General features: G+C 44.9%; 19 protein-coding genes. 5 read left to right on the forward strand and 14 right to left on the reverse strand.

Annotation, left to right across the window (positions count from 1 at the left end; all coding sequences use genetic code 11):
* Nucleotides 1-17: 17 nt before the first annotated feature.
* Nucleotides 18-1541, reverse strand: a complete 1524-nt coding sequence (locus ACWXW9_RS10245; protein WP_494929314.1) for a response regulator — start codon at nt 1539-1541, stop codon at nt 18-20.
* Nucleotides 1534-3378 carry a sensor histidine kinase gene (locus tag ACWXW9_RS10250; protein WP_494929315.1) on the reverse strand — a complete coding sequence of 615 codons (1845 nt, stop codon included), beginning with the start codon at nt 3376-3378 and terminating at the stop codon, nt 1534-1536. The genes ACWXW9_RS10245 and ACWXW9_RS10250 overlap by 8 nt, the downstream gene beginning before the upstream one ends.
* Nucleotides 3379-3568: 190 nt before the next feature.
* Between ACWXW9_RS10250 and ACWXW9_RS10255 the strand changes: the two genes are divergently transcribed.
* The gene (locus ACWXW9_RS10255; RefSeq protein ID WP_494929316.1) at nt 3569-6316 is read left to right on the forward strand and encodes an endo-beta-N-acetylglucosaminidase; all 2748 of its coding nucleotides are present in this window, start codon (nt 3569-3571) and stop codon (nt 6314-6316) included.
* Between the two features lie 111 nt (nt 6317-6427).
* On the opposite strand, the gene ACWXW9_RS10260 is transcribed toward ACWXW9_RS10255, so the two are convergent.
* Nucleotides 6428-7012, reverse strand: coding sequence for a LysE family transporter (locus ACWXW9_RS10260; protein ID WP_494929317.1), 585 nt, complete (start codon nt 7010-7012; stop codon nt 6428-6430).
* 112 nt (nt 7013-7124) lie between these two features.
* On the opposite strand from ACWXW9_RS10260, the gene ACWXW9_RS10265 reads away from it, so the two are divergent.
* The 3 genes from ACWXW9_RS10265 to ACWXW9_RS10275 all read left to right on the forward strand — a co-directional run bounded on the left by ACWXW9_RS10265 (nt 7125) and on the right by ACWXW9_RS10275 (nt 10218).
* Complete coding sequence (locus ACWXW9_RS10265) at nt 7125-7679, forward strand: helix-turn-helix domain-containing protein (RefSeq protein ID WP_494929318.1); 555 nt, start codon at nt 7125-7127, stop codon at nt 7677-7679.
* Between the two features lie 445 nt (nt 7680-8124).
* Nucleotides 8125-8895, forward strand: a complete 771-nt coding sequence (locus ACWXW9_RS10270; RefSeq protein WP_494929319.1) for an alpha/beta fold hydrolase — start codon at nt 8125-8127, stop codon at nt 8893-8895.
* Between the two features lie 96 nt (nt 8896-8991).
* Nucleotides 8992-10218: a sugar efflux transporter gene (locus ACWXW9_RS10275; RefSeq protein ID WP_494929320.1), complete on the forward strand. Its 1227-nt coding sequence runs from the start codon at nt 8992-8994 to the stop codon at nt 10216-10218.
* A 9-nt stretch (nt 10219-10227) separates the two neighbouring features.
* On the opposite strand, the gene ACWXW9_RS10280 is transcribed toward ACWXW9_RS10275, so the two are convergent.
* Both ACWXW9_RS10280 and ACWXW9_RS10285 read right to left on the reverse strand, forming a co-directional pair.
* Entirely contained in the window at nt 10228-11445 is a 1218-nt protein-coding gene (locus ACWXW9_RS10280; RefSeq protein ID WP_494929321.1) for a macrolide family glycosyltransferase, read from the reverse strand.
* A 222-nt stretch (nt 11446-11667) separates the two neighbouring features.
* Entirely contained in the window at nt 11668-14994 is a 3327-nt protein-coding gene (locus ACWXW9_RS10285) for a pectinesterase family protein (RefSeq protein WP_494929322.1), read from the reverse strand.
* Nucleotides 14995-15227: 233 nt separating this feature from the next.
* Here ACWXW9_RS10285 and ACWXW9_RS10290 point away from each other — a divergent pair, with 233 nt between their 5' ends.
* Entirely contained in the window at nt 15228-16067 is an 840-nt protein-coding gene (locus tag ACWXW9_RS10290; protein ID WP_494929323.1) for a helix-turn-helix transcriptional regulator, read from the forward strand.
* Nucleotides 16068-16299: 232 nt separating this feature from the next.
* Here ACWXW9_RS10290 and ACWXW9_RS10295 read toward each other — a convergent pair whose 3' ends face one another.
* From ACWXW9_RS10295 to ACWXW9_RS10335, 9 genes are all read right to left on the reverse strand, one after another.
* Nucleotides 16300-17337 carry a threonine aldolase family protein gene (locus ACWXW9_RS10295; RefSeq protein WP_494929324.1) on the reverse strand — a complete coding sequence of 346 codons (1038 nt, stop codon included), beginning with the start codon at nt 17335-17337 and terminating at the stop codon, nt 16300-16302.
* Nucleotides 17324-17752 carry a MarR family winged helix-turn-helix transcriptional regulator gene (locus ACWXW9_RS10300; RefSeq protein ID WP_494929325.1) on the reverse strand — a complete coding sequence of 143 codons (429 nt, stop codon included), beginning with the start codon at nt 17750-17752 and terminating at the stop codon, nt 17324-17326. The genes ACWXW9_RS10295 and ACWXW9_RS10300 overlap by 14 nt, the downstream gene beginning before the upstream one ends.
* Nucleotides 17753-17959: 207 nt before the next feature.
* Entirely contained in the window at nt 17960-18427 is a 468-nt protein-coding gene (locus tag ACWXW9_RS10305; protein ID WP_494929326.1) for a hypothetical protein, read from the reverse strand.
* Nucleotides 18420-20444, reverse strand: a complete 2025-nt coding sequence (locus ACWXW9_RS10310; protein WP_494929327.1) for a S9 family peptidase — start codon at nt 20442-20444, stop codon at nt 18420-18422. The genes ACWXW9_RS10305 and ACWXW9_RS10310 overlap by 8 nt, the downstream gene beginning before the upstream one ends.
* Before the next feature lie 45 nt (nt 20445-20489).
* Nucleotides 20490-21494, reverse strand: a complete 1005-nt coding sequence (locus ACWXW9_RS10315; RefSeq protein WP_494929328.1) for an ABC transporter ATP-binding protein — start codon at nt 21492-21494, stop codon at nt 20490-20492.
* Nucleotides 21491-22468, reverse strand: coding sequence for an ABC transporter ATP-binding protein (locus ACWXW9_RS10320; protein WP_494929329.1), 978 nt, complete (start codon nt 22466-22468; stop codon nt 21491-21493). The genes ACWXW9_RS10315 and ACWXW9_RS10320 overlap by 4 nt, the downstream gene beginning before the upstream one ends.
* A gap of 22 nt (nt 22469-22490) precedes the next feature.
* A complete protein-coding gene (locus tag ACWXW9_RS10325; protein WP_494929330.1) occupies nt 22491-23423 on the reverse strand; it encodes an ABC transporter permease in 933 nt (310 codons plus the stop codon).
* 17 nt (nt 23424-23440) lie between these two features.
* Nucleotides 23441-24358, reverse strand: a complete 918-nt coding sequence (locus ACWXW9_RS10330; RefSeq protein WP_494929331.1) for an ABC transporter permease — start codon at nt 24356-24358, stop codon at nt 23441-23443.
* An 85-nt stretch (nt 24359-24443) separates the two neighbouring features.
* A complete protein-coding gene (locus tag ACWXW9_RS10335; RefSeq protein WP_494929332.1) occupies nt 24444-25997 on the reverse strand; it encodes an ABC transporter substrate-binding protein in 1554 nt (517 codons plus the stop codon).
* Nucleotides 25998-26025 lie beyond the last annotated feature (28 nt).

A 26025-nucleotide genomic window follows, 5' to 3' on the forward strand; every position in this document is an offset into this window, starting at 1 on the left:
TGTACACCTGGTATTTATTATCCCAATCCTTTATAGTCTGTCGGGGAAATGCCCACATATTTTCTGAACTGCTTATAAAAATATCCCGTCTCCCAATACCCCACGTTCCGCGCAATTTCGTGTACCTTGAGATTGGTGTTTTTAAGCTGCTCCTTGGCTTTTTTAATCCGGTATTGATTGATATATTCAGCAAAGGTTTCGCCCGTTTCCTTATGAAACAACTGACCGAGATAAACGGGATGAAGGTGGTACTGGAATCCTAATATTTTTAAGGATAGCTCCTTGGCATAATGAACATGGATATAGGACAGCACCTGACTTACGATAGGGTTTTTCATATCTTGCAGCAGTGAATTCACCGTCTCTGTCGCCACATGCTGAAGCGCACTCACCAGCTCTGCCAATGTCGTACAGCATTTTATCTGGTGAAGCCCCTGCTGAAACCGTTCCGACTCATTGGAATGCTTGATGCTCTCCAGTTCCATCTTGAACCGGATCACCAGCTCCAGCGCCATATTCCGCAATTCATCCGGGGTAACACTTTCAAGATGCTGGATTTGCTCAAAATCACTCTGAATCCGTGCGGTAAGCGCATCTAGGTCTCTTGCTATAATCAGCTTCGCATAATCCTTCCAGTCGATGGAACAAGTCTCGCCAGCGTTGCCCTCGCCCTCCTCCAGCATCGTATAGTCAATGATCCGGCGGTCATCATATATCATAAAATATTCCAGAGATTTTTTAGCTTCATTATAGCTGCGTGGAGCTGCAGCAAGCGAACCGGCGCTGCCTATCCCGATATACACTGTTTCTTCCCCGTCCGTCGACCACTGAACAGAAAAATCCTCCAGCAGCGTTATCAAGTCCTGTCTGTCCTCATCATAATTCGGTAGTGCGGCAATGATTACACTATCCGCATCAACATCGCGAAACAATGTTAAATCGGGCTGGTGTTGAATGTACTGCCTTAACAGTTGATGCATTCCTGCCGAATCCCCCTCCGTCCGTAACACGGCTACCTCCATGAAAGGGATATTTAACGAAAAACCTATCAATTCAGCACGTTCCTGAAATTCTGTAGGCGCAATCTGTCCTGTCAGCCAACGATACAACGTATTTTCCTTGAGAACCTGCACCCCGAACGTCTCATATCGTTGATCCAACCGGGACCTGTCCAGCTTCTCCGTTGTATTGCATAAAGTGGATTCCAGTTCCTCCACATTAATCGGCTTCAGAAGATAATTTTCGATGCCCAGCTTCATGCCTTCCTTCAAGTAATCAAATTCATTAAATCCGCTCAAAACAATCGCCTTCAAGTCAGGATGCAGCTTTCTCGCCTCATGAATCAGCCTGAGACCATTCATCGTTGGCATGGAAATGTCCGTAATCAGTACGTCCACGGGTCTGGAGGCCAGCGCTTCCAGCGCCAAAGATCCATTTTCCGCATGTCCGACAATTTCTAGCCCAAAAGAGGTCCAATCCACAATATCGTATAATCCCTCAATGATAAAAGGCTCATCGTCTACAATAAATACTTTATACATATATGGCATCCATCCCTTCCCTGTTGGGGCATCGTACCCGAATCGTCGTTCCCTCACCGCTGCGGCTCTCCAGTTCAATCCCGTAATCGGCTCCATGTAAAAACCGAAGTCGGGTGTGCACACTGCGTAGTCCAAACATTTGTCCGTTTTCCTCCTGGCGTTCCAGTTCCTCCAGAATCTCTTTCAAACGCTCCCCTTCAATGCCCTTCCCATTGTCACGGATCTCAACCAGCAGAACCTCCCCCGTTTCCCGCACATCAATGGTCAGCACATTATCATTCCGGTCGCTTTGGATACCGTGAACAATATAATTCTCAATGATGGGTTGAAGCATCAGCTTCATGACAGAACGGGTATACAACTCGGGGTCGACCGTAATCGTGTAATTGAACCTTTCCTTGTAGCGTATTCTGAACAACTCAAGATATAATCTGCAAGCCTCCAATTCATCTTTAAGCGTGTATATTTTTTTCTGCTGAACCAGGCTTTTGAACAACACCGATAAGCTATAAATCATTTCTCCTACATCCTTGGCTCCCTGGGAAATCGCCCTCATACGTATCACTTCAAGCGTGTTATACAAAAAATGTGGATGAATACGTGCCTGCAAGGCAACAAGCTCCGTTTGCTTTTGCTTGATCTCTGCTTTATACACCCGTTCAATATATAGATTAAGTTCGTCCAGCATATCGTTGAAGCTTCGAGAGATTTGTCCCAGCTCATCCTCTTGGGGGTCTTGGATACGAGCTGTGAGGTCACCATTTTTCACCTGACGGGTGAATTTAATAATCCGATTCGTTCGTTTAGCAAAGTTAATGACGAAAAAGGCAGGGAACAGCACAGCAAACAGAATACAAATGGCACTGATTGTCAAAATCGTATTACGGATACCCCGGTACGATTGAGCCATTTCCTCATTGGGGACTGCCCCAATCACGACATATCCTTCGTCCGGAGAAATCAGCTTGTTGATGTACATATTTTGCTTCGCCTGAATGATCCCGGCATCGGAATCCACATCGTCATATAATGATCGGGTCACTTCGACATAAGGATACGTTTTCCCGTAATAGTTATTCCTTGAATCGAACAGAACCGTTCCATGGGTGGACAGAACGATAATTTCCCCCTTCAGGTTGTTCCCGTAGCTGGCAAGTGCATTGGAGATACTTTTGGAATTTAGAAACACCTGAAGCTGACCGGTATTTTTGAGTGTTTGCTTATTGTTAATGGGGACTTGTAACGAATATAACGAGGGGCTCCACTGATCGACCGCCTTCCGAATCCAGTAATTCGGAGCAGAAACGCTTTTGCTTTCGGCAGCCATCACATCCGGTACAAAGGAACGCGCCGCATGCACCGGGAATTGCTTGAATTGCTTGTTCTCATTGAAGGTGGACAAATATTGCTGGTCGGCACTGTACAATATCAAATTGCTGATATCGCTATTTTCATCCAGCCAATTTTTAAAATAGGTGAGTACATCTGTTGAATAATCATGATTCTCCATGTACGTTTCGTCCATGCGGTGCTGTACATATTCGGAATACGCGTGATCCATAAAAAAGGAAACATTCATCGAGAGCGCCTCATTCCGGTACATGTCTCGCACCATGTTCTGGACGGATTCATGCCGGAGATGGATATAGCGATCAACGCTTTCCATCGCTGCTTTCTGGGTATCCAGTTCCCGTCGAACAATGGATTGCGAAATGGATACATACGTGACATATGCAATCGTAATAATCGACAAAATGGCAATGCAGGAGAACAAAAGTAGTATCCTCAGGAACATGTTATTTTTAAAATAAGCTATGTATCTCTTGCCCCTTTTCATGCTATAAACCCTCCAGAATCGTTCATGCGTAAATAGAGTATACCATGTCCTTCGCAGGCAATAAGTAAGCGCATTCATAAAAAGCATGATTTTCTTTAATTTAAACGTCATATCTTTAATTTAGCCTCTATTTAAAAACAATTTTATTGATTATCTTTAGGGGGATAAATACTCGTTAGGGGGATGAGCTATGAAACGCAACAAGGTGTACAAGTTCGCTTTAAAATGGACTGCTCTGGTTTTGACTTCCGTCCTGTTAAGCCAAACACTCTCTCCATCCGTTTATGCAGGCGATACCCTCCCGTATGAAGGAGAAAGCGCCAAAGGGCCGAATCAGCCTTATCAGCATGGATACGCCAGCTCACATATTTTGGACTGGACTCCTACCAATGATGTCTATGGAGATATGCTTCGCGCCCGTGTCCCACTGCAACAACGAAACAGCTCTTTTGCAGCCACACAGGCTCACCCTGCTTTAAGCCCTGACACGCAAATGTTTACACTCAGCGGCGATTATGGAAACGCTTTTTTTGATAGCTATTCCTATACCAATAAATTCAGTCAATACTTGTTTAACTATTGGCAGTATACCGACTATTACGGCTACTGGCATGGCATGCCTACCGCCCATGTACCCGAAGAGCTATACGATCCCCAAAAAGATTGGACGGAAAAATGGTTCGAGTTCGGCATTCTGAACATTCCCAATCCAGGCTATACGAATGCGGCGCACAAGAACGGCGTTCTCTCCATTGCCTGCATTTTTTTCTCGGATAATGACCGTGGACCGCAAACGTATAAGCAAATGCTCGTGCAGGATGCTCAGGGTGGATTTCCAGTAGCCAAAAAATTGATCGAAATGGCGAAATATTATGGTTATGACGGCTACTTCATCAACCAGGAGGAAGCTTCAAAAGGCGTAGCTACGGAGGACATCCCCCGTTACAAACAGTTTATGAAATACTTGCGGGATCAGGGCATGTATATGCAATGGTACGACTCCACCGTAAACGAAACCGGGAAAATTGCTTATCAAAATGAGTTTAATGCCGTGAACAGCCCGTTTGTCAAAGACAAGCAATACGGACAGGTGTCCGATTCTATTTTTCTGAATTATTGGTGGGACAAGGCGAAGCTGAAAAGCTCCCGCGACCATGCCAAGCAATTGGTCCTGAACCCTCTTAAAACCGTTTTTGCCGGTATTGAGGGCGGGAACGGTGACTTCGGCAGATGGAAGCAAAAATACGATCTTCGTCTGAATATCGGTGATAACGGGCAGCCGATGAACAGTATCGCAACGTTGGGAGCAGATTTCACACATAATGCGCTGGATGAAGAGTTTGGCGGACAGGACACCAATCGCAGAGCTGACAATGCGTATCAATGGATGACCTTTATCCGCGACCGTGTCTGGTGGTCCGGTCCGAATCAGAATCCCGTCCGTGCACAAAGAAACCCAAGTGTAGATTTGTCTGATGTAAAAGCTTCGGGCGCAAACTGGGACGGTATCGCGGCATATATCGCCGAACGTTCTGTCATCCGTGGTTCCCATTTTAACACCAGCTTCAATACCGGACATGGCTTGCAGTATGTGGTGAATGGAGCCGTCTCCAATCCCAAGGAATGGTCCAACATCAATATTCAAGATATCCCGGTGACTTGGCAATGGTGGCTCGATACCAAAGGTAAACCGCTCTCGGTTGACTATGACTATGGCCCGAATTATACCAAAGGCACTCGGTTTACCTATCAGCCTGTGGGCGCTTATCAGGGCGGCAGTTCCCTCGTCGTTAACGGAGAGCTGGATTCAGATAACTTTTTACGCCTGTATAAAACGGATCTGTCGGTAAACAAGAATTCAAACTTGTCCATCACGTACAATAAGCCTTCCTCCGATGACAGCTCGGTGCTGAGTATCGGACTTATATTCAAGGATAACCCCGGCCAAGTCGTAAAAGTCAGCATCCCTAACTCTGGTAAACAAACCATGGGCTGGGTTAGCCGCAATTTGGATTTGAGCGCCTATAAAGGAAAAACGATTGCAGCTTTCGGTTTATCTTTTGATAACGCGAATACAACAATCAAAAACTATCAGATGAATATCGGCCAAATCAAAATAACAGACAGTTCTGCCCGAAAACCAGCCGCACCGACAGGATTCAAAATCAGCAAGGCACTGACCAATACGAACGAAATGATCGTAGCCTGGAAACTGGAGGACTACTCCAAAGTCAAACAATACAATCTGTATGAGAACGGCTCCTACATCGGGGGAATTTACGACTCAACCTATTATATTAAGTCCCTTAATGATCAATCTGGTGAATTAACGCTCACCGCAGTCGGGGCAGATGGAACAGAAAGCGAACCGGCTCGATTAAGCTATGATCTGAATGCCGCCGTCAGTCAGATTAAGGTGGAAACCAAAGAAAACGGTGAAGCTACGGTAACGTGGGAAAACTCTTCTGAAGCGGACGGAACGGTCCAATTAACCTTGACCACCGATTATACGGACACCGCATTTCATAAAACCATTACGGCGGACAATGGCGCTGAAACGGCTACGTTTACCGATCTGCCCACAAACGGTGATAGCTACACACTACGTATCGCCATTGGCAATCATACACCTGTAGCATACACCGGGCATCTCGCAGACACGACGATAGAGCCTTACGCAAAAGAGAATGTAACGGTCACCGGATCAACGTATACGCTTGCTCTACCAACCTTGAAGGATTGGCATTATTTATATGTATACGAAAACGATGTGCCCAAGCAATTTGGCGTGACTTATGTGTCGAAAAAGTTCCCTTACATTGTCCGGGGAAGAACGAAATTAAGTGAACTAACCTTTACCCCCACTTCACGTACCAGTTCGCTAAAGATCGTGATTGAAGATTATGCCGGCAATCAGGCCACAACATATGTAAGATAGCTTTGTGCAGGATTTCCAGGGTTCTCATTGTTTATTGGCTATCTGCCTAAATACAAAACAGTCCCAATGAAGAGTTCCTTCAATGGGGCTGTTTGTATTACTTGCATGCCCTCATTCTACAAGGATCGAAACTGCACTATACACTAATAACAAAGCCATTAATATATTAAACTGACTTCTATACTTAGATAAGAACTTTTGAAAAACGGAGCCAAACACACTCCAACAGAATGTACTCATAAAACCAACAAAAGCTAGAAATAACGAATACATCATCAAGCTGAAATTTGAATGGTGATATGGAAGGATGAAGGTTGATATAGCAGTGATACCATATAAAATCCCTTTCGGATTGATAAATTGCAAAAGCATACCTGTTAGAAAACTGTTATTCTTGCCCCCATCATTGTCTTTATCATTATTTTTACTCGTAATTATTTTTACAGCCAGATATAACATATAGGCTGCACCCAGAATCGTCATCACAAATTGAATTTTGGGAATGAAATTTTCAAGTAAAAGATTAAAATAACTACACAATAACATGATTACAAAGAAACCTGCACCTACTCCTGAACAAAATCGAATTGTCTTTTTAAACCCGTATTTATTAGCAAAGAGCATGGCCATAATGTTATTGGGGCCTGGCGTAAAGCTGGTAACAAACACATATAACAAAAACGATAATAAAGGCACTTTGGAACCCCCTCTTTGATGTATGCTATAATGTCCAAAAAGAACAATATAACGTTTTACGTTTTATTGTACAATACAGACGTTATATTGTACACGGGTACAGGAGGTATTTATGGAGACGATCAATCTGATCATTGCCAAAAACTTAAAAGCCTTTAGAGAGAATAAGAAATTAAGTCTGGAAAGGGTCGCAGAACTCACTGGAGTAAGTAAAACGATGATCGGTCAAATTGAAAGAGGCGAATCCAGTCCTACGATTACAACGATTTGGAAAATAGCCCATGGATTAAAGATTTCTTTTACTTCATTAATAAATAATCCACAGCCAGATACAAAAGTGATTTTAGGAAGTGAAATTCAAATATTAACGGAAGACAACGGAAAATATCGAGTCTATCCCCACTTCCCCTTTGAAGATGATAGACGCTTTGAAGTTTATTCAATCGAGATAGAACAAAACGGCTTCCTAAGTTCTGATTCGCACGGAGAGGGAACAGAGGAGTTCTTAACTGTCTTTGATGGAGAATTAACCGTCCGTGTAAATAACCTTGAATATACAATAAAAAGTGGTGATTCCATCCGTTTCAAAGCGGACAGACCCCATACCTATCATAATTCAGGTGAAACATTAACTCGATTAAGTTTGGTCATATACTATCCAATGTAAAAAGCCTCGTTCTATAAGAACGGGGCTTTGCTTCGGTATTTATTAGTGCCTGTTCAGTTTAAATTCACCAATTGCAGAATCCAGTCTTTGATATCAACAATTCGCAGTGTTTTTGGCCGTGTATTCGTTCCGAAAATAATTAATGAGACAAGAAATACATTGCCCCGTATAACCTCGCCAAAACATCAGGATATATTCCATACTTAATCCGTTATTTATCTTATCTCAACAGTTGCTTCCTGTTGATCATCATAAACCGCACTTTGCTCACTGTTACCCATGACGAACCATATGCGTTAAAAACAAAAAAGGTGATCCCATGAAAATCAAGTTATAATTTCATGAATTTTTTTGATCTAATAGGCCAAATTATCTCTAATGTTTTTATATCATGAGTTATTTTTACAGTAAGACCAAAATCATTAAAAGGACGGGGAGTATAACGATGACTACTACAAACATTAACGGATACTCGATGCATTATATTGATTCTGGAAAAGGAATCGCCATCCTCTTCATTCATCCCCCGGTGCTCACAAGCTTAAATTTCACATGCCAAATCCAAGGGCTATCGCCTCATTTTCGAACTATTGCTTTTGACATCAGAGGACACGGTAAGAGTCAGCCTTCCGAACAAACGATTACTTACCCTCTAATCGCCCAGGATATTAAACAGTTGATGGACCGGTTGAGCATTGATAAAGTTTTTTTGTGTGGATATTCTACCGGAGGCTCGATCGTGCTTGAATTTCTCCTGACTTATCCGGAGCGGGCATGGGGAGGGATCGTGATCAGTGGAATGTCGGAAGTAAACGAATGGCGGCTAAGAAACAAAATTGCTTTGGGCATTGCACTCTCCAAACTCGGAGCAGTCGGCACGATTGCGCTTTCTAATGCTTGGTCGCAAACGAAACAGTTCTCTTTGTTCCGTGAATTATTCAACGATGCGAAACAGGGAAATTCCAGAAATGTCGAACAATATTACCGATACAGCTTGAAGTACAACTGTACCTCGCGGCTTGGGGAAATCCATCTTCCTGTCCTGCTCGTTTATGGGGAAGATGATAAGCTCTTTCATCCATATGCCAACATATTACACCGACAATTACCAAATAGTGAACTTGTTTTTATTAAAAAAGTCGATCACCGCCTTCCTACGAAGGCCGCCGGACCATTAAACGAACTGATCAAGCAGTTCGTTTACCGCTTCAAATAATGTTTTATACAATGTAAATATACATATTATACTAAAGTCATATATAGTTTAGATACTATGGTTCTGCTTCTAAATCTGAAAGGGTGTAAAAATGAAATGATGAAGCGTATTAAAAATCTTTTCTTTATCCCTAACTACCCGCTATTCATGATCTGTATGCTATTGCAAGGTATGGCCATATCAATAAGCGCACCTTTTTTGGCTGTATATTTTACAACTACACTTGGCGTATCTGTTGGAACCTTTGGTGTTTTTACAGCTGTGACTTTGATTTGTGGTATATGGTTAAGCTCTCTTATTGCCAAACGTTCTGATACTGGATTAGATCGTAAACAAATTTTAGTGATTTGTACGTTATTTAATGCGATAGCATTTGCAGGATATCTTGTCATACAAAATTTTTATGTACTTTTTGTATATATGACTGTCTTCACAGCCATGGGAGCACCTGGAATGCCGCAGTTATTTGCTAGTGCACGTGAAGCGGTTGATCGCAGTGAAGCAGCAGATCATTCCTTTGCCAATTCAACACTTCGTTCTATGTTTTCCCTTGGTTTTATCACGGGGCCACTCTTTGGGTCTTTCCTGATTGCACATACCGGTTTTAAAGGTATTTTTGTAGGGACGACTTCTATTTTTATACTTATAGCTGTTCTTCTATTCTGTTTTATTAAGCAACCTCCATCTCAGCTCAAAAGTAAGGACCAGCTTTCACTTCATCACATTACATTACATAAAAATATTGAAATTCTAATACCGTTTTCAGTTCTTACTCTGCTCTATGTGTCTCACTGGATGAACAGTTTAAATATTTCCTTGTTTATCATTCATAATTTAAAAGGGGACACGAATGACGTTGCTCTAGTATCCAGTATTTGTGCAGTTATAGAAATACCTTTAATGATCATGTTGGGCGTACTTGCTGCTAAATACTCCAACCGTCTGCTTGTATTTTGGGGGGCTTTAACAGGGGTCGTCTATTATCTCCTCGTCCTTATGTCTACGGAGATGTGGCAGTTATTAGTGGGGCAGCTTCTTCTAGCCTTCTTTGTTGCAGTGATTTCGGCCATTGGCATCAGCTACATGCAGGATTTGTTGCCATCTCTTCCTGGGTACGCCTCGACGCTGTATTCCAATGCGACAACCATCGGGAGACTGGTGGGCAGCTTGATGGGCGGATTAACCGCTCAATGGATGGGTTACCGAAACACCTATTGGGTGTGTTTGGCCCTAATCCTCTGCTCCCTTGGTCTTCTGGCGATTTCAAAAAAATTAGAGTTTGAAAAATCGGCTGCTCTACAAGAAAGGAATCACAGTCTATAGTCTGGCACCTTATTTTTCTATTGTGGAGAAATGACTCATAATGGTATCTGCCGCATGTCTGTACCCGCCAGCCTGACGTAATGATTCGCCAATCACATAGGCCTGCTGTTTATAGGTTGAATGATTCAAAACCTCTAATAAGGCAGCTCTCAAAGTAGCGGGTGTAAGCTCTTTTTTATCCACAACAACACCCGCTCCCAGCTCCTGCACCCGATTAGCGACGATGGGCTGATCTGATGTTAAAGGAATCATGACCTGCGGCACATTGTAATACAGGGCTTCACTTGTACTGTTCATCCCCGCATGTGTAATAAAAGCGTCTACATGCTGCAGCATTTCCAGTTGCGGAATATAGGGCTTGATCATAAAATTGTCAGGGATACATTTTGCCAATGGCTCCATATCTGTATAATTTCCTGAAGACAGCACAAACTGCACAGGTAAATCGTGAAATGCTGCAAAACAAAGCTTATAAAACTCCAAGTCTTTATTCAAAATAGTGCCCATCGAAATGTAAACCGCCTGTGGATGCAGAACATGAAGTTGTTCGAACGGGAAAGATGGAGCGTCTTTACGTGGTACAATAGAAGGACCTGTAAAAATAAAACTGTGATCCAGATTTTCGGCTTGCGGTTGAAAGTAGCGGCTTGTGTAAACTATTTTTAAACTTCCGGCATGAGGAGCGATCTCGTCCATAGCCGGGGCGGCTACCTGAAGCTCATTAGCCAATTGATGCGTTATTTGCATCGTAGCCGTGTACAACTTTTTCACCTCCGGATCATTCTCATCCATGCCTTGCCCCGACCCCAGAGGCTCTACGAAAGCAAAAGAAGCGATAGAGCATATAGCAGGAATCCCCAGCTTCTCAGCAATAATCGTGCCTCCCCAGCCCATCAAAGAGTCAAAAATTAAATAATCATAAGTCCTGTTTTCTATAACTCTCAAAACCTCTGGAATAATCGGAAGAATCATACCTTTAACCATCATGTACACAAATTGATAATGATGTTTGTATTCTGCTGGCTTTAAATCAGAGTCTTTGGAAAAAGCATCATCCACAAAAGGGTAAGTTATCATCTGTGCTCCTGTCTGTTGAATTCTCGTACGGTATTCCTCCGTACACACATAATCCACTTCCTCCCCACTGTCGACCAACTGCTTAACTAATCCTAATGACGGATTAACATGGCCTTCAGCAGGTGTGATCACTACCAACACACGTGCCATACCTTACACCTCCAACATAATAATAGATTTTAATTCGCAATAAATGTAAGGCTAGAAAGATAAAAATACATCTCTCACTTAATATAGCTAGTGTTTACCATAAAAACAAATATTTTAAATATCGAGAGAAATAGAGCGATCAACAGCATAATTGCAAAACACACAAATAAGCGAGGCAGAACGCTAGAAGCGTGTGTCCCGCTTAAACATTGAACATCAAATTTAAAGACGCCAATCCCAATGATCTGTCCCGCTCAGAACAGCTTCAACGGTGTACTGGCTTGCTTCATCGGCAGTAAGCTGTTTGGCCCAAGGTACACGCCCGCTACTTCCTGCACCTGGCCCAAAGTTGTCAAACTCTCCAAATCTTGCGGTCTGCTCATTGGATTCCTTGCCCCAATTGTTCCAGCCGCCCGGCTTGATATGGTCATCCATATAGGTCTTCAAAAAAGTAACATGAGCGTAAGGGCGCCATGGCCGTCCGAGATCCACCTTGCCTGTCAAGCCATTTTCTGTTGTCAGACGACATTGAATAAATACCAAGCCCGGCTTGTTCTCTTCTGTTGAAGCTGCTGTCACATATCCGGCACGCAGGCTGTGTATGATCGAATTATCAAACACGGCAGGTGCATTGCCAAATATAAAATCTACACTGCCACTGATGTAGCTGTCCTTAAAATACTGTCTGCCACGGTTCACCAACAACGTATCCTGTAGGCCGGTAATTTTGACATTGTGATACTTACCACGATCACCTTCGGCATATAACGCTACAGCCTGCACCTGCCCGGTTCCTTCTGTATTGGCAACCGTCACATTCTCCAACACAAAATCGGGACTTTGCACACGCATCGTGTAGCTGTTGCTTGTTCCTAATTCTTTTCCGTCCACCACGGTTTTGGCCGTATCATCAAAAGAAATGATCGTTTTGTCCCGATCTTCTCCGATAATGCTCAGATTTTTTTTGGAGGAATTCACCTTTATTTTTTCACGATACGTACCGTTTTTGAGATGGATAACTGTCCTTGTATTGCTGTCGTCAGCGACTGCGTCAATAGCCGCCTGGAGAGATGTAAAGTCAGCAGGGCCATAGGTCGATACAACCACACTAGTGGGATGAGTTCCTCCTGAGTCTGTCAGGTTGCGGATGGCTACATTGCTGAATTCCGACGTATTGTAATTCCATACATCGTTTTGTTGTTTGGATGCATCAGTAGCTAACCCGAACAATAGCGGCTGATTATTCGGCACATCTATAACAGTTTCACCAACCTTCTCCCAGTTCGTCACACCATCCGAGGATACCCAGCCGGTAACCTTTTGTCCTTGTCGTACAAGACGAACCGAATATGGCGCTGTAATAAAAGTCTTCATGGACGCACGATTGGTGTTACCATCCGTTTGACCACGACTGATAAGAATACCCTGTTTACCATATTTAACAAATGCTAAAGACATAAAAGCCATTTTTGATCCAGGCTTCAGCGATTCACGAATCATTACACCCGCTTCGGCATGATCATCCACAGGTGTAATCTGCTCCACGCGGGCTGTAATCTCGGCGTCTCCCTCCCATTTCTGATAAGCATAATGGAAAAAATCAGCCTTGCCGTCAACGTCTCCTGCCGATTTCAGTCGTATGCTGCTGCCGCTCTCGTCATCCTTTAATACTTGAGTATGTCCTTTGATATACCCGCTGAGGCCCTCAGAGCCAATGTCTTCACTCAGCCAGCTTCCCGATGGTGCAGTCGTGTTGACGTGAACGGTAACAGGATTGGAAAATGCAGCCGTCCCCTTGCGGTCTGTCACCCGTGCAATAATATAATGCGTACCGTCCGTGACACGGTTCCAATCGAGATGATAAGGCGCAGTCTCTACTTTACCAGCAAGTTCGCCGTCAATGATAAATTCAACGTAAGCAATACCATCTTTGTCTTTGGCCGTTGCTGTTAATCTGGCATCACGTCCTGCTTCCAAAATATCGTTATGCTTTAGTGAACGCCCGCTTGCATCCGACACCTGAACAGCGGCCTCCGGGTTATCTACCTCATTTCCATCCGACAGCTTCTCGATTAGATCATTTAAATAGACCTCCAGATTGGTGTATCCCTTGGCAAAATGAGCATACGCCCCTGTACCAGCCAGCTCCTGACCGTTACGGTCATCTGCATTATAGGGGTCTAGCCCGTTGGCACGTTCCCATTCATCCGGCATTCCATCTTGATCGCTGTCAGAAAGCTCCTTCGTGGTTACGTTATAATCATCGTAAATCCACCCTGCTTCACGCGGGGAGTTGATAAATGCACCCGTTCCATTCTTCACATCATTCATAATTCGGGCGTCCACCGCATCTCTTCTTGGCAGCGTGGCTCCCGACCTGGCAAGCACCTCAGCATATGCAGTCTGTGCATCTGTCGCTTGGTATGGACCATACGTATCCGGTGAAATTCCGTTGTCGTATTCCCCTCTGACTTCAATCGGCTCCGCCAGGCGGGTGGAAGGGTCAATAATCGACCCAATGGATGTTCCAAGCTGCCAGTTGTCTTTAGTAACCGATTCGTTGCCGTACATGTAATTACCACCAATAAACATACGTGTTTTATATTTTTCACTACCCACGTCCACAAAGATTTGACTGCGAACGTCCCGATATGTGTTGGGACCATACTTGTAATAGTTATTCAGCACATTATACGATCCTTCACCGCCACCGTATGAAGAGAAAAATCCCCAGTTATAAATTACATTATTGGTCATTTCCACAGTGTCAATTTCTTTTTTATCCGTTGGAAAACGCGGGTTACGGCTTGCATTGTGGGCTAACAAGTTATGATGATAGGTGGAATTCCGCCCGCCCCATATGCCGCCATAGCCATGGCGACCTTTCTGGTGTGTGGTCATTAGCATACTTTCGGACGCAATGGACCACTGTACAGTCGTATTTACGTTGTCATACAGGCTAAGTACCTCATCCACCGACCAGCTAAAGGAACAGTGATCAATCATGATATTTTTATGGTATCTGGCCCCCAACGCGTCATCCTCACTGGGGTAACGGTCGGTCAATCGGAAACGCAGGTAACGGAGAATAACATTATCCGTATCAATTCCGGTCGTGTAATCGCTTACAGTAATTCCATCGCCAGGGGCTGTCTGACCAGCAATCGTCAGGTTGTTCCCCTTGATTTTAAGTGGCTCCTTAAGATGAATAGTTCCACCAACCCGAAAAACTACCGTCCGGTTACCGGAACTGACCGCTGCACGAAGCGAACCGGGTATGGTCTGTTCACCTTTGCCGTAGTCCGCCAGCGTGGTAACCTCGTATACTTCCCCTCCACGCCCTCCAGTAACATATTTACCGCCACCCTCAGCACCGGGAAACGCCGGAATATCCATAGCCACTTTTGCCACCTGTGCCATCTCTGTCCCAACTGCCGCCTGACTCCCGACACCAGCCTCCGCTTGGATCAGTGGCGGGCATAAGGTCAATAACAATGAACCCACAACCACATTACATAACACCTTTTTCCATATACGATGCTTGCTCATATCCTATTTCCTCCCCTCAGATTCCCTTTCACACCAGCCGGCAGTGCTTTTCACCTCCTTTCCTTGCCAAACAGACAAATCCACCGATTTCCATGTTGTAACAAGCTGTATTCACAGCGCAACGATAGCTGTTTGGCTCATCAATCTTTTCTGCTTTCGCCGTTGGCAGGCGTCATATATACTGTTGATATATGAATGCGCTTACTTATCTTAACTTGCAAAGGAAGAAGCACATGAATGAAACGAAAGACGACAAATATGTCATTGGAGAACAGCAATTCTCCATTCATCACATTTACCGTACCGGTTTCACAGTTATGCCAAGACCTCATGTTCACGAGAGCTACGAGCTGTATTTTTTGCTGCGGGGCGAACGCATCTATTTTATGAACGGCAAGGTATACATCGCTCGCAAGGGTGATCTGATATTCATCCTCCCTCATGACTTGCACTCTACCGCCTGTACGCAATTGGAGGAAACAGAGCGCATTTTGATTCATTTTTCCCCGACATTTCTCCCACTACAGGATCATGACATTCTTGATCTGCCGCCGTATCAGCAATCCGCGTTGCTTCGCCTACCGGCGAGAGAGCAAGTGGAGGTTGAACGTTTATTCCTGCAGATGAATACCGAATGCAGGAATAAGCAGCCTCTGCATGACCGTTGCGTACAGCATTTGCTGCTGGAAATGCTTATTTTGGTGCACAGATCGGAAGCAGTCGAGCGTAGTGAACCTGTTTCCTCTCATCCCATGCATCAGAAAATCACAGAAATTTCTTCTTTTATTCAGGAACATTACAATGAACCGTTAACCCTCGAACAAGTGGCCGCCTGCTTCTTCATTAGTCCAGCTTACCTAAGCCGCATATTTTTAAAATTGACTGGCTTCCATTTCAGCGAATACATCCGCATAGTGAGGGTCAGGGCGGCCCAAACAAGACTGCGAACCACCAAAGATAAAATCCAGCATATTGCAGAGGATGTCGGGTTCGGTCATGCTTCCCACTTTAATAAAATCTTTAAAAAAATAACTGGGCTCTCCCCTCTTCAGTACCGCAAGCAGGTTCGGTAGATATTCAGTGTAAAGAATCAGACGCCGATTTTATACATCCGCTCTTGTCTTGTTTTTCCATTTTTATATCCACTTGCTCTTTCATGGAACTAAAGACAAGCCGCTTTGGATTAAGTAAAATACACAACAAAAAAACCATACTTCGCTGCAATACATGCAACGAAGTATAGCCTCTTACATAGTCGTTCTACATTTTTAAGATTGTATAAATCGCCTTTTCCATCCATTACCTTTATCGTAATGCTTTAATATCCTGAATCAGCATTTCAACATTTTCTTCCTTCGTAGCCCAACTGGTACAGAATCGAACAGCACTATGTGTATCATCAACCTTTTCCCAAAAGGAGTAAGTATAATTTTCGCTCAATGCCTTTAATATACGATCTGGTAAAATCGGAAACTGCTGATTGGTTGTAGAGTGGTACTGAAAAGAAAAGCCTTGCTCAGATAATCCGTTTTGAAGCAACATTGCCATATCTATAGCGTGTTTGGAAATTTCAAAATATAAACCGTCTTCAAACAAAGTTTCAAACTGAATGCCCAGCATTCGCCCCTTAGCCAGCAGTCCTCCCTTTTGCTTGATCATGTATCGGAAATCTTTTTTCAATGTATCATTTATAATGACTACTGCTTCTCCCATCAATGCTCCAACTTTTGTCCCGCCAATATAAAATACATCGCATAGTTTTGCTATATCTGCTAAAGTTACATCGCTATCCTCTGCAACCAAGCCATAACCCAATCGGGCTCCATCAATAAAAAGCGGTAAACTACATTCCCGACAGACTCGACTTAACGCTTCCAACTCGAATTTAGTATAGATCGTCCCATTCTCGGTAGGGTGAGAAATATAGACCATACCGGGCTGTACGCTATGCTCGGGAGCGGCATCATTCCAATGAGCATCATACAGACCCTTTACCTGTTCGGCCCGGATTTTCCCATCATCACTTGGCAAAGTAAGTATTTTATGTCCAGTAGCTTCAATCGCCCCAGTCTCATGTACGGCAATATGTCCAGAAACTGCAGCAACAACACCTTGATGCGGACGCACAATAGAAGAGATAACCGTTGTATTGGTTTGTGTACCCCCAACTAAAAAGTGTACCTCTGCATTTTCGGAGTCACATGCTTTTTTAATATAAGCTCTGGCTTTTTCACAATGCTCGTCCACACCATAGCCTGGGGTTTGTTCATCATTAGTCTCCAATAGTCGCTTTAATATGCGCTCATGGGCACCTTCGGTATAGTCGCATTCAAATCGAATCATTCTGTATCCTCTCCAAATTATCCAGTTTCTTCTGAATCAACAACATAGAAGCATGTAATTCTTTAATCTCTTCTTCTGAGAGTCCTTGAACTAATTTTAGAATTTGTTCATCAGACCTTTCATTCAGTTGGTGATAGAACGCTTTTCCTTTAGGTGTCAAACGAATCAGATTTGTTCTATTATCCACCGTAGAATTTTCCTTAACAAGGAAGCCCTCTTTGCAAAGTTTAGCTATGATTCTACTCATATAACTGCGGTCAATTTTAAGAGAATCGACTAAAGTATTAGCTATACATGGCTCGATCATACCGATTTCTACAATGACACGTGCCTCGGTAAAGGAATATCCGCTATCCAGCACATGTCTATCTAATAAACCCAGTATATTGGTATAAAATCGATTGAAACGTCTCATATCTGCTATGATCTTAGCATCTATATTGATTATAACTCCCCCTATTTAGTGGATTTATGCAACAATTATATTAATGTTATTTGTGGACTGTGTCAACGAAATATGATGCAATTCAATTTATCAATTAGCACATAAAAGAAAAAAACAGTCCCGATCAAAAATGCTCATCAGGACTGTTGGGCGTAGCTATGGTAACTGATCTTCCCTTTAAAAACTGTCATCATTTCGATATAAAAGCTTAATACTTACGATGCTCTGCACGCTGCCTACTTCTCCATTGTCCTCCCCAATCACCTGCCACTGTCTGCCAATCAGCCCTTGCAAAGTATCAATTTCGATAGGATCAAGGTACAGCCCCTTCAACGTGATTCCGTCCTGCTCATAATCTCGATCTATGATTCGATCAAAACGAAAATGAAGCAGTCTTTTCAGTCCATTGATGTGTAAAAACTTAAATTCATAACCGCTGTGGATCGCTTCTTCCCACTCGTCCCCTATATCTTCTGCAGTTTGACAACGTTCTTTGAAATCCATTGTTTTTTCTTTAACTTTGCCGAGTAAAGGAGAAAAGTCCTGTTTTTTAAGACACTCAATGATGACGTCTTTCTGCTCACCACTTGTAAGTAAGTTCTCGATCAGAAAGGCCACTGGCATCGACAATTGCACTTTACTCATCAGAGTCAACTCCTTTACTCAAGTAGGAATTAAACCAGGACACCACTTGCTCAAAGTTATCTACACGAAGGGACGGTTTACCGCTCTTCAGCAAAGAATGATTGGAACCGGGATAGCGAATAAGGCGTGTTGTTTTACCCAGCCGCTTCAGGGCTGTATACAACTCATCCCCTTGCCCAACCGGGCAGCGCAGGTCTTCCTCGCCGTGTAAAATCAGCAGCGGAGTTTCGATGTTATTTACATGTGCCAGTGGGGACTTGGACCAGAGCAACTCAGGGTCTTCCCACGGGTTAGCTCCAACAATTCCCTCCGTGTAGGAAATACCGATATCGCTCAAACCATAGAAGGATAGCCAGTTGGAGATGCAGCGCTCCGTAACGGCGGCGCGGAATCGGTTCGTATGAGAAATGATCCAGTTGGTCATCAAGCCTCCATAGCTGCCACCAGCCACGCCGAGCCGGGTTTCGTCTATATAATCAAACTGGTTCAGCGCAAAGTCCAAGGCGTTCAGTACATCCTGATAATCTCCTCCTCCAAAGTCTCCCCGACAGGCTTGTGCGAAATCCTGACCATAACCGAAGCTGCCGCGTGGATTGGTCATGAGCACGGCATACCCCTGTGCAAGGAGCGTCTGCATCTCATGGCTGTATGCGCCGGTATACATCGCATGGGGTCCCCCGTGAATTTGTAAAATCAAAGGGACCTGATCCCCGGAGCCTAGTTCCGCTGGCTTGAAGATCCATCCTTGTACCTTGAAGCCATCCGAAGCCTCAAACCAAAATGTCTCTGGTGAACTCACTTGCAAGGAAGCCATGTAATCGTCGTTATGGTGCGTAAGCCGTTTCTCTTCCCCTGTCTCCAGATTCATGTGATACAGCTCTCCAGGCCGATCCGCATCAAGTGCAGCAAAGACCAGATAGCAACCGTCAGCAGATAACGTGTACTGATAGATATCTCTATCGCTTCCGTCAGTTACTGCTTGAATACTGCCGTCCATTGTGAATCGGTATATATGGACAGCACCCTTCAGCGTCCCAAGCACATACATTTCTTGCTTCAACCTCGCAGGAGCATATAACGGAGATGAAGACGTACCAAATGATTTCATATCACTTAAGGCGAAGTTGCCGATTTGCATATCGAATTCAGGAAACAATAGTTCCGGGGCTCCCCCCGTAACAGGCACGGTATACAGTCGATTCTGGCTACCACTTCCATAAATGCGATCGCTGGCGATCAGAGTCAATGATTTACCGTCCGGGGCGTACGAAAATTGGCTAATCGCCAAGCTGGAATCCGTAACTTTCACCAGATCACTGCCGTCGAAATCAATCGTATACACATCCGAAAACGAAAGCAGATCTGCGTCCAGCTTGTCATCTTCTACACGTTTGGACAAAAATGAAATTCGCTTGCTGTCTATGGACCATACAGGGTAAGATGCATTCCAAGGCCCGGAGGTGACTGGAGTTACCCGGCCGTTTTCAAGCTCCAGTACAAATAAATGACTAAATAGACCGTTCCACCAGCCCGATCCCTCAGCTTTGGGAGTCGTACGATCCACGATACGCCCCCGCTCACCCGATTGTTTGCTATATTCCTCAAGCGCCATGACTTCCCGTTCGGCGTTTATACTAACCATACTTGTGAATACAATATACTTCCCGTCCGGTGACCAGACGAATGCACCCACTCCCCGCTTCACCTCCGTCAGTCGCTGTCCCTCTCCACCTTCAGCCGGAACCGTCCATAGCTGTTTGCTTCCATCCGCCAGTCGTAAAAAAGCTAGCTGCGATCCATCGGGTGACCAAGCAGGAACTGAATCCTTATTGCCATTAGTCAACAGCTTATCGTCGTTCCCAAGATGCGATACGACACGGATGTGCGTATGGTAATCATTCTTTGAACGATCTATGCTTTTGTGGACGTAGGCAATCGTTCCATCGGGGCTTATTGCCGGATCACTGACCCACTGATATCCGTATAAATCCTCCGGTACAATCTGTCGTTTATTCATGAGTAGCCCTCCTTTTTCGGTTAAATCCTACTTCCAAAGGTTTATCTATTCATAAGCCATCTGCTTATGCAGGGGAAAATGACAGGCCGCATTATGCCCTGGAGTATGCTCTTCGAGCAGTGGACTCTGTTGGTGGCATATCTCTTGTGCATATGGGCAACGCGTGTGAAAAGTACAGCCTGAAGGCGGATTAGCGGGATTGGGGATCTCACCCGTCAGTGTTATCCGTTCTTTACGCAGCCTCGGATCTGGAACGGGCACTGCCTCAAGCAGCGCTTTTGTATACGGATGCTGCGGCCTCGCGAACAACTCATCACGATCTGCAAGCTCCACGATTTTGCCCAAGTACATCACCGCGATGCGATCGCTAATATGCTTGACGGAGGGTAGGCCGTGAGCGATAAAAATGTAGGTGAGCTGGAACTGCTGCTGAAGCTCTTTTAACAAATTCAAAATCTGAGCCTGAATCGAAACATCCAGCGCGGACACGGGCTCGTCACAAACGATGAGCTTCGGTTTCATGGCAAGCGCTCTGGCAATGCCAATCCTCTGCCGCTGTCCACCACTGAACTCATGGGGATGCCGATCCGCTAAATGAGCGCCTAACCCTACCGTCTGCAACAGTCGAAAAACTTCAGCTTTAAGCTCTTTCCCTTTAGCAATCCCGTGTACCTGCAGCGGTTCAGCGACGATATCAAAGACCTTCATCCTCGGATTCAAAGAAGAGTACGGATCTTGAAATACAAATTGTAAATCTCGTCTGACTTTGCGGACTTCTTCGTCCGTTAAATCAGACAGGCTTTGCCCCTGAAAACGGATTTCGCCTGCCGTGGGTTCCAGCAGCTGCGTAATCATTTGTCCCGTTGTTGATTTGCCGCAACCCGATTCACCTACAATACCTAAGGTTTCGCCAGGCATCACCTTAAAGCTCAAACCATCAACCGCCCGTACATAACTGCTTTTTTTGGAAAACCAGCCCTTTTTCACTGGATAGTACTTTTTGAGACCATTCACTTCGAGAAGCGGTATTTCCTGTGCTATCTCGCTCATACTGACACCTCCTCCATCCGCAAACATCTGACATAGTGTCCTTGATCCTTGGCCTGTATTTCAGGATGAACCGTTGTGCACTGTTCTTGGGCATAAGGACAGCGGGGATGAAATGGACAGCCGCTCGGCATCTGCATCATATTAGGAACGGTACCGGGAATGGAATCCAGCCATTCTCTCTGTTCCGTAAGCTTAGGGAGTGATCCTAATAACCCGATCGTATAGGGATGACCCGGCTTTTCGAACAAATCAAATACGTTTGCTTCCTCAACTACTTCCCCGGCATACATCACAACCACCCGATCGGCCATTTCCGCGACGACACCTAAATCGTGGGTAATGAGAATGATGCCTGTGTTCTCTTCCTTGCTTAGCTTGTGGATCAAATTCAAAATTTGAGCCTGAATCGTAACGTCCAGTGCCGTCGTCGGCTCATCGGCGATGAGCAGTTTCGGCTGGCAGGCCAAGGCCATGGCGATCATGACCCGCTGACGCATTCCTCCAGATAACTGATGCGGAAAATAACTCACCACTTTCGACGCACCAGGTATGCCTACCCTCTCCAGCATCTCTATACTTTTCTGCCGTGCTTCCGATTTGCTCAGTTTCTGGTGCTGCCGGATGACCTCACTGATTTGGTTACCAATTGTAAATACTGGATTCAGTGAACTCATCGGCTCCTGAAAAATCATGGATACCTCGTTTCCCCGATATTTGCGCATTTCCCCCCTGGACAGTTTGAGTAAGTCTCGGCCTTCAAGCAGAATCTCCCCGTCCACGACTTTACCCGGTGCAGCCACTAAACCCATAATAGACAAGGAGGTTACACTTTTACCGGAACCGGACTCTCCAACAATAGCTAATGTTTCGCCTGGGTTTACAGTGAAGCTGACACCATTGACCGAAGGAACAATGCCATCCTCCGTTTTAAAGTAGGTTTTCAAATGCTTCACTTCAAGTAATTTCGTGGTCATCTTTTCCGATCCCCCGTTTCTGTTATTCTTTCGCCTTCATGTGGGGATCTAACACGTCGCGAAGCCAGTCACCGAGGAAAATGACGCCCAGGACTGTGATGGTAATCGCCAGACCGGGAAACGTTGCCACCCACCAGCTCGTGGCTATATACTGTCTCCCATCGCTCAGCATGCCACCCCAGGACACTGCCGGTGGTGTGATCCCTAATCCGAGAAAACTAAGAGAAGCTTCCATAATAATCGTTGTCGCCACGTTCATGCCGGAAATCACAATAAACGAAGACAAGACATTGGGTAAAATGTGCTTCAACAGAATCCTACTATTTTTAGAGCCGATCGCCTTGGCTGCTTTGACAAAGTCTCGTTCCTTGATACTCAATACCTCGCCCCGGACAACCCTCGTATAAGAAACCCAATTCGTAACGCCAATGACAAAAATGAGCGTAGTCATTCCAGGACCCACCACAGCCAATACGACCAGCATCAGCAGAATGGCGGGAATGGCCAAAAACGCATCGGCAACTCTCATAATGACGGCATCCACCCATTTACCATAAAACCCGGCGAGGAGTCCGAGAATTGCGCCAATGGTGCCTGAGACCAGAACTGCACCGACACCGACGATAAGCGAAACTCTCGCTCCGTATACGATACGGCTCCACATATCCCGTCCCAGGTTATCTGTACCAAGCCAATGTTCCCGCAACCCGCCCGCCAGCCACATGGGCGGCTTCAAACGGTTAAGCGGGTCAATATCCGCAGGATTATGACTGGCCAGCAGAGGGGCACATAGTGCCGTTAAGCTAACGAGCAGTATGATTACTGCACCGACCATCCCAGTTTTACTTCGAAACAGTTGCTTCCATACGCGCCCGATACCGGACGGTTGTGTTTTCTTTTTGCCATCCAGGTCTAGGTCTGGGCCAAGGGCTTGTACATCATGAATGCCTGCCACACTTCCTCCTCTCCTCTCTAGTTGTATTTAATTCTTGGATCAAGCAGTCGGTAAACGACATCGGTTAAAATATTGCTGATGACCACAATAAAGGCAATCACAAATACAGCGGCCTGGACGATAGCCATGTCGTGCGTATTCACAGCGACGACAAGTAGCTGCCCCAAACCCGGCCATGCAAATACCGTCTCTGTAATCAGAGTGCCGCCGATCAAGCTCGTAAATTGCAAGCTCATAATCGTGACGACCGGAATCAATCCATTGCGAAAAGCGTGTTTTCCGATCACTACGATTTCGAGAATCCCTTTACTTCGGGCTGTTCGAATATAGTCCTGATTCAAAATGTCCAGCATACTGGAGCGAATGAGTCGGGTCATCTGTGCAGAAAGGCCGACACCCAGTGTAAAGGCCGGAAGCATTAAATGATCCATTCCGCCCCGGCCGGACACCGGAAGCACTCCCAACATGACGGAGAATAATAAAATGAGCATAATCCCCATCCAAAAGTTAGGCATGGCCTTTCCGACTACGGATAAACTGGAAATGATTAAATCGGTAAAGGTATTACGTTTGACTGCTGAGATGACGCCCAACGGCACTGCAATGATGACCGCAAAAATCATGGCAGCTACTGCCAATTCAAAACTAGCAGGCAGCCGTTCCAACACTAATGGCAAAGCCGATTCACCATAGCGAAACGAGGTGCCAAAATCTCCTTGTAAGGCACTGCCCATAAATTTAATGTATTGCGTATATAAGGGCTGATCTAGCCCGAGCGCTTGTGTCAATATCGCACGATCCTCAGCTGTAGCGGTCTCCGGCAGCATAAGAGCTACCGGGTCTCCGGTTACCCTCACCAGGATGAATACAATAAGGGAGACAATCAGCAGTACAGGAATAACCTGCAGCAGTGATTTGGCGATATAAGTTTTCAATCCGTCACCTCCATAACCAGCAGGCTTTTTTTAAAAGGACGGGCAGGAACCTTCATTGAGGTCCCCGCCCGTTCACTTCTCTTCTTTATTTTGCAGGTGTAATATCCTCTGCGTAGAACATCTCATCGCTTCTCGGTTGGAAATTCACGCCGTTACCAGTGCCATAAATCCCTTCCATTTGGAACAGATATACGGCTGGACGATCTTCCGCCAATATCTGTTGCACTTGCTGATACTCTTTTTCACGCGAAGCTGTATCCAGATTCGTCAGTGCATGCTGCAACAGCTTCTCTACCTTCGGATTGTTATAATCCGTTTCTCCTTTAGCCTCTTCTAACAGATAGCGGTTATAGTTGTTGGAAGCGTCAAACAGGGAATTTCCAATCCCGATCATAAACATTTCTTTGAAGGATTTGGAACTGTAACGCTCACTGAAAGCACTTGGCTCCAGCACGTCCAATTTAATGTTGAATCCTTCTTTATTTAACATGGCAGCTACGACTTCAGCATACTCCTTGTATATTGAGGATACTGAAAGAGTTAATGCTGGACCTTTACCAGTGTATCCGGCCTGCTTCAACAGTTCTTTGGCTTTAGTCGGATCATATAATGTTTTCTCATACAGGGAAGGATCAGCACCAAAGTTGCCTGGTGTAACGGAAGTACGGGTTACAATCCCGGCACCGCCTGCGATGCTATCCACGATTCCCTTTTTATCAATCGCGAGATCTATCGCTTCTCTCACTTTGGAGTCAGCCGTAACACTGCCTTGGCTTTGACGTAAAATCAATTGCAAGACTCGCTGTATCGGAGCCTTGACGATTTTTTTGCCCTCTTCGCCTTGAATACGTTCTATATCGGTGGATGGGATTCCAGAAGCAATGTCAATCGAGCCTGCGAGCAGCTCAGATACACGCGTAGAGGCTTCCGGGATGGAACGAAAAACAACTTGATCCCATTTCGGCTGACCTTCATAATACTTATCGTTTTTAACGAGTACTACACGATCATCCTTAATCCATTGGCTAAATTTATAAGGGCCTGTACCGATTGGATTTTTAAGGAATGCCTCTATCCCATTTTTCTCAATATACTTGGAAGGTAAGATCCCTGCTCCCATTTTGGATAAACGATTCAGCAGCAGCGGATCTGGCCCGTCGGTTATGATGTCTGCTGTATGTTCATCCACCACTTTCACTTCTTTAATATTTTTAAAGTAGGAATTTTGTTTGAGCGTGTTATCCTTTGCAACTCTTTCTATCGTATACTTCACATCTTCCGCCGTGAATGGATCACCGTTATGGAAGGTAACCCCTTCGCGCAAGTGAAAACGCCAAGTCGTATCATTTACCTTTTCCCAAGAAGTTGCGAGTCCAGGAACTTTCTTCTGCTGACTATCATTTTTCAACAAGTAGTCAAATACGTTAACCAGAACGGCTTCACTCGCCGTATTGTTATTGTTATGAGGATCAAAGCTCTCAATATCCGTAGCATTCGCTATCGTCAGTACTTTACTGCCGGTCGATGTCGATGTTGCGGTGTCTTTACTACCGCCTGTGGATGGGGCACCGCAGCCTGCCAGGATCATCACAGCAATCAGTAACGTAATCCCGCTTGTAAACCACTTATGTCTATTCATCTTGTCCACTCCAGTCCATTGAGGTTGT

The organism is Paenibacillus sp. LT-B23 (assembly GCF_059417685.1).

What these genes read in the sequence shown, in the direction of transcription:
- ACWXW9_RS10245 (WP_494929314.1), bottom strand. Translation starts at nt 1,541, where the DNA reads ATGTATAAAGTATTTATTGTAGACGATGAGCCTTTTATCATTGAGGGA.
- ACWXW9_RS10250 (WP_494929315.1), bottom strand. Translation starts at nt 3,378, where the DNA reads ATGAAAAGGGGCAAGAGATACATAGCTTATTTTAAAAATAACATGTTC.
- ACWXW9_RS10255 (WP_494929316.1), top strand. Translation starts at nt 3,569, where the DNA reads ATGAAACGCAACAAGGTGTACAAGTTCGCTTTAAAATGGACTGCTCTG.
- ACWXW9_RS10265 (WP_494929318.1), top strand. Translation starts at nt 7,125, where the DNA reads ATGGAGACGATCAATCTGATCATTGCCAAAAACTTAAAAGCCTTTAGA.
- ACWXW9_RS10270 (WP_494929319.1), top strand. Translation starts at nt 8,125, where the DNA reads ATGACTACTACAAACATTAACGGATACTCGATGCATTATATTGATTCT.
- ACWXW9_RS10275 (WP_494929320.1), top strand. Translation starts at nt 8,992, where the DNA reads ATGATGAAGCGTATTAAAAATCTTTTCTTTATCCCTAACTACCCGCTA.
- ACWXW9_RS10280 (WP_494929321.1), bottom strand. Translation starts at nt 11,445, where the DNA reads ATGGCACGTGTGTTGGTAGTGATCACACCTGCTGAAGGCCATGTTAAT.
- ACWXW9_RS10285 (WP_494929322.1), bottom strand. Translation starts at nt 14,994, where the DNA reads ATGAGCAAGCATCGTATATGGAAAAAGGTGTTATGTAATGTGGTTGTG.
- ACWXW9_RS10290 (WP_494929323.1), top strand. Translation starts at nt 15,228, where the DNA reads ATGAATGAAACGAAAGACGACAAATATGTCATTGGAGAACAGCAATTC.
- ACWXW9_RS10295 (WP_494929324.1), bottom strand. Translation starts at nt 17,337, where the DNA reads ATGATTCGATTTGAATGCGACTATACCGAAGGTGCCCATGAGCGCATA.
- ACWXW9_RS10300 (WP_494929325.1), bottom strand. Translation starts at nt 17,752, where the DNA reads ATGAGACGTTTCAATCGATTTTATACCAATATACTGGGTTTATTAGAT.
- ACWXW9_RS10305 (WP_494929326.1), bottom strand. Translation starts at nt 18,427, where the DNA reads ATGAGTAAAGTGCAATTGTCGATGCCAGTGGCCTTTCTGATCGAGAAC.
- ACWXW9_RS10310 (WP_494929327.1), bottom strand. Translation starts at nt 20,444, where the DNA reads ATGAATAAACGACAGATTGTACCGGAGGATTTATACGGATATCAGTGG.
- ACWXW9_RS10315 (WP_494929328.1), bottom strand. Translation starts at nt 21,494, where the DNA reads ATGAGCGAGATAGCACAGGAAATACCGCTTCTCGAAGTGAATGGTCTC.
- ACWXW9_RS10320 (WP_494929329.1), bottom strand. Translation starts at nt 22,468, where the DNA reads ATGACCACGAAATTACTTGAAGTGAAGCATTTGAAAACCTACTTTAAA.
- ACWXW9_RS10335 (WP_494929332.1), bottom strand. Translation starts at nt 25,997, where the DNA reads ATGAATAGACATAAGTGGTTTACAAGCGGGATTACGTTACTGATTGCT.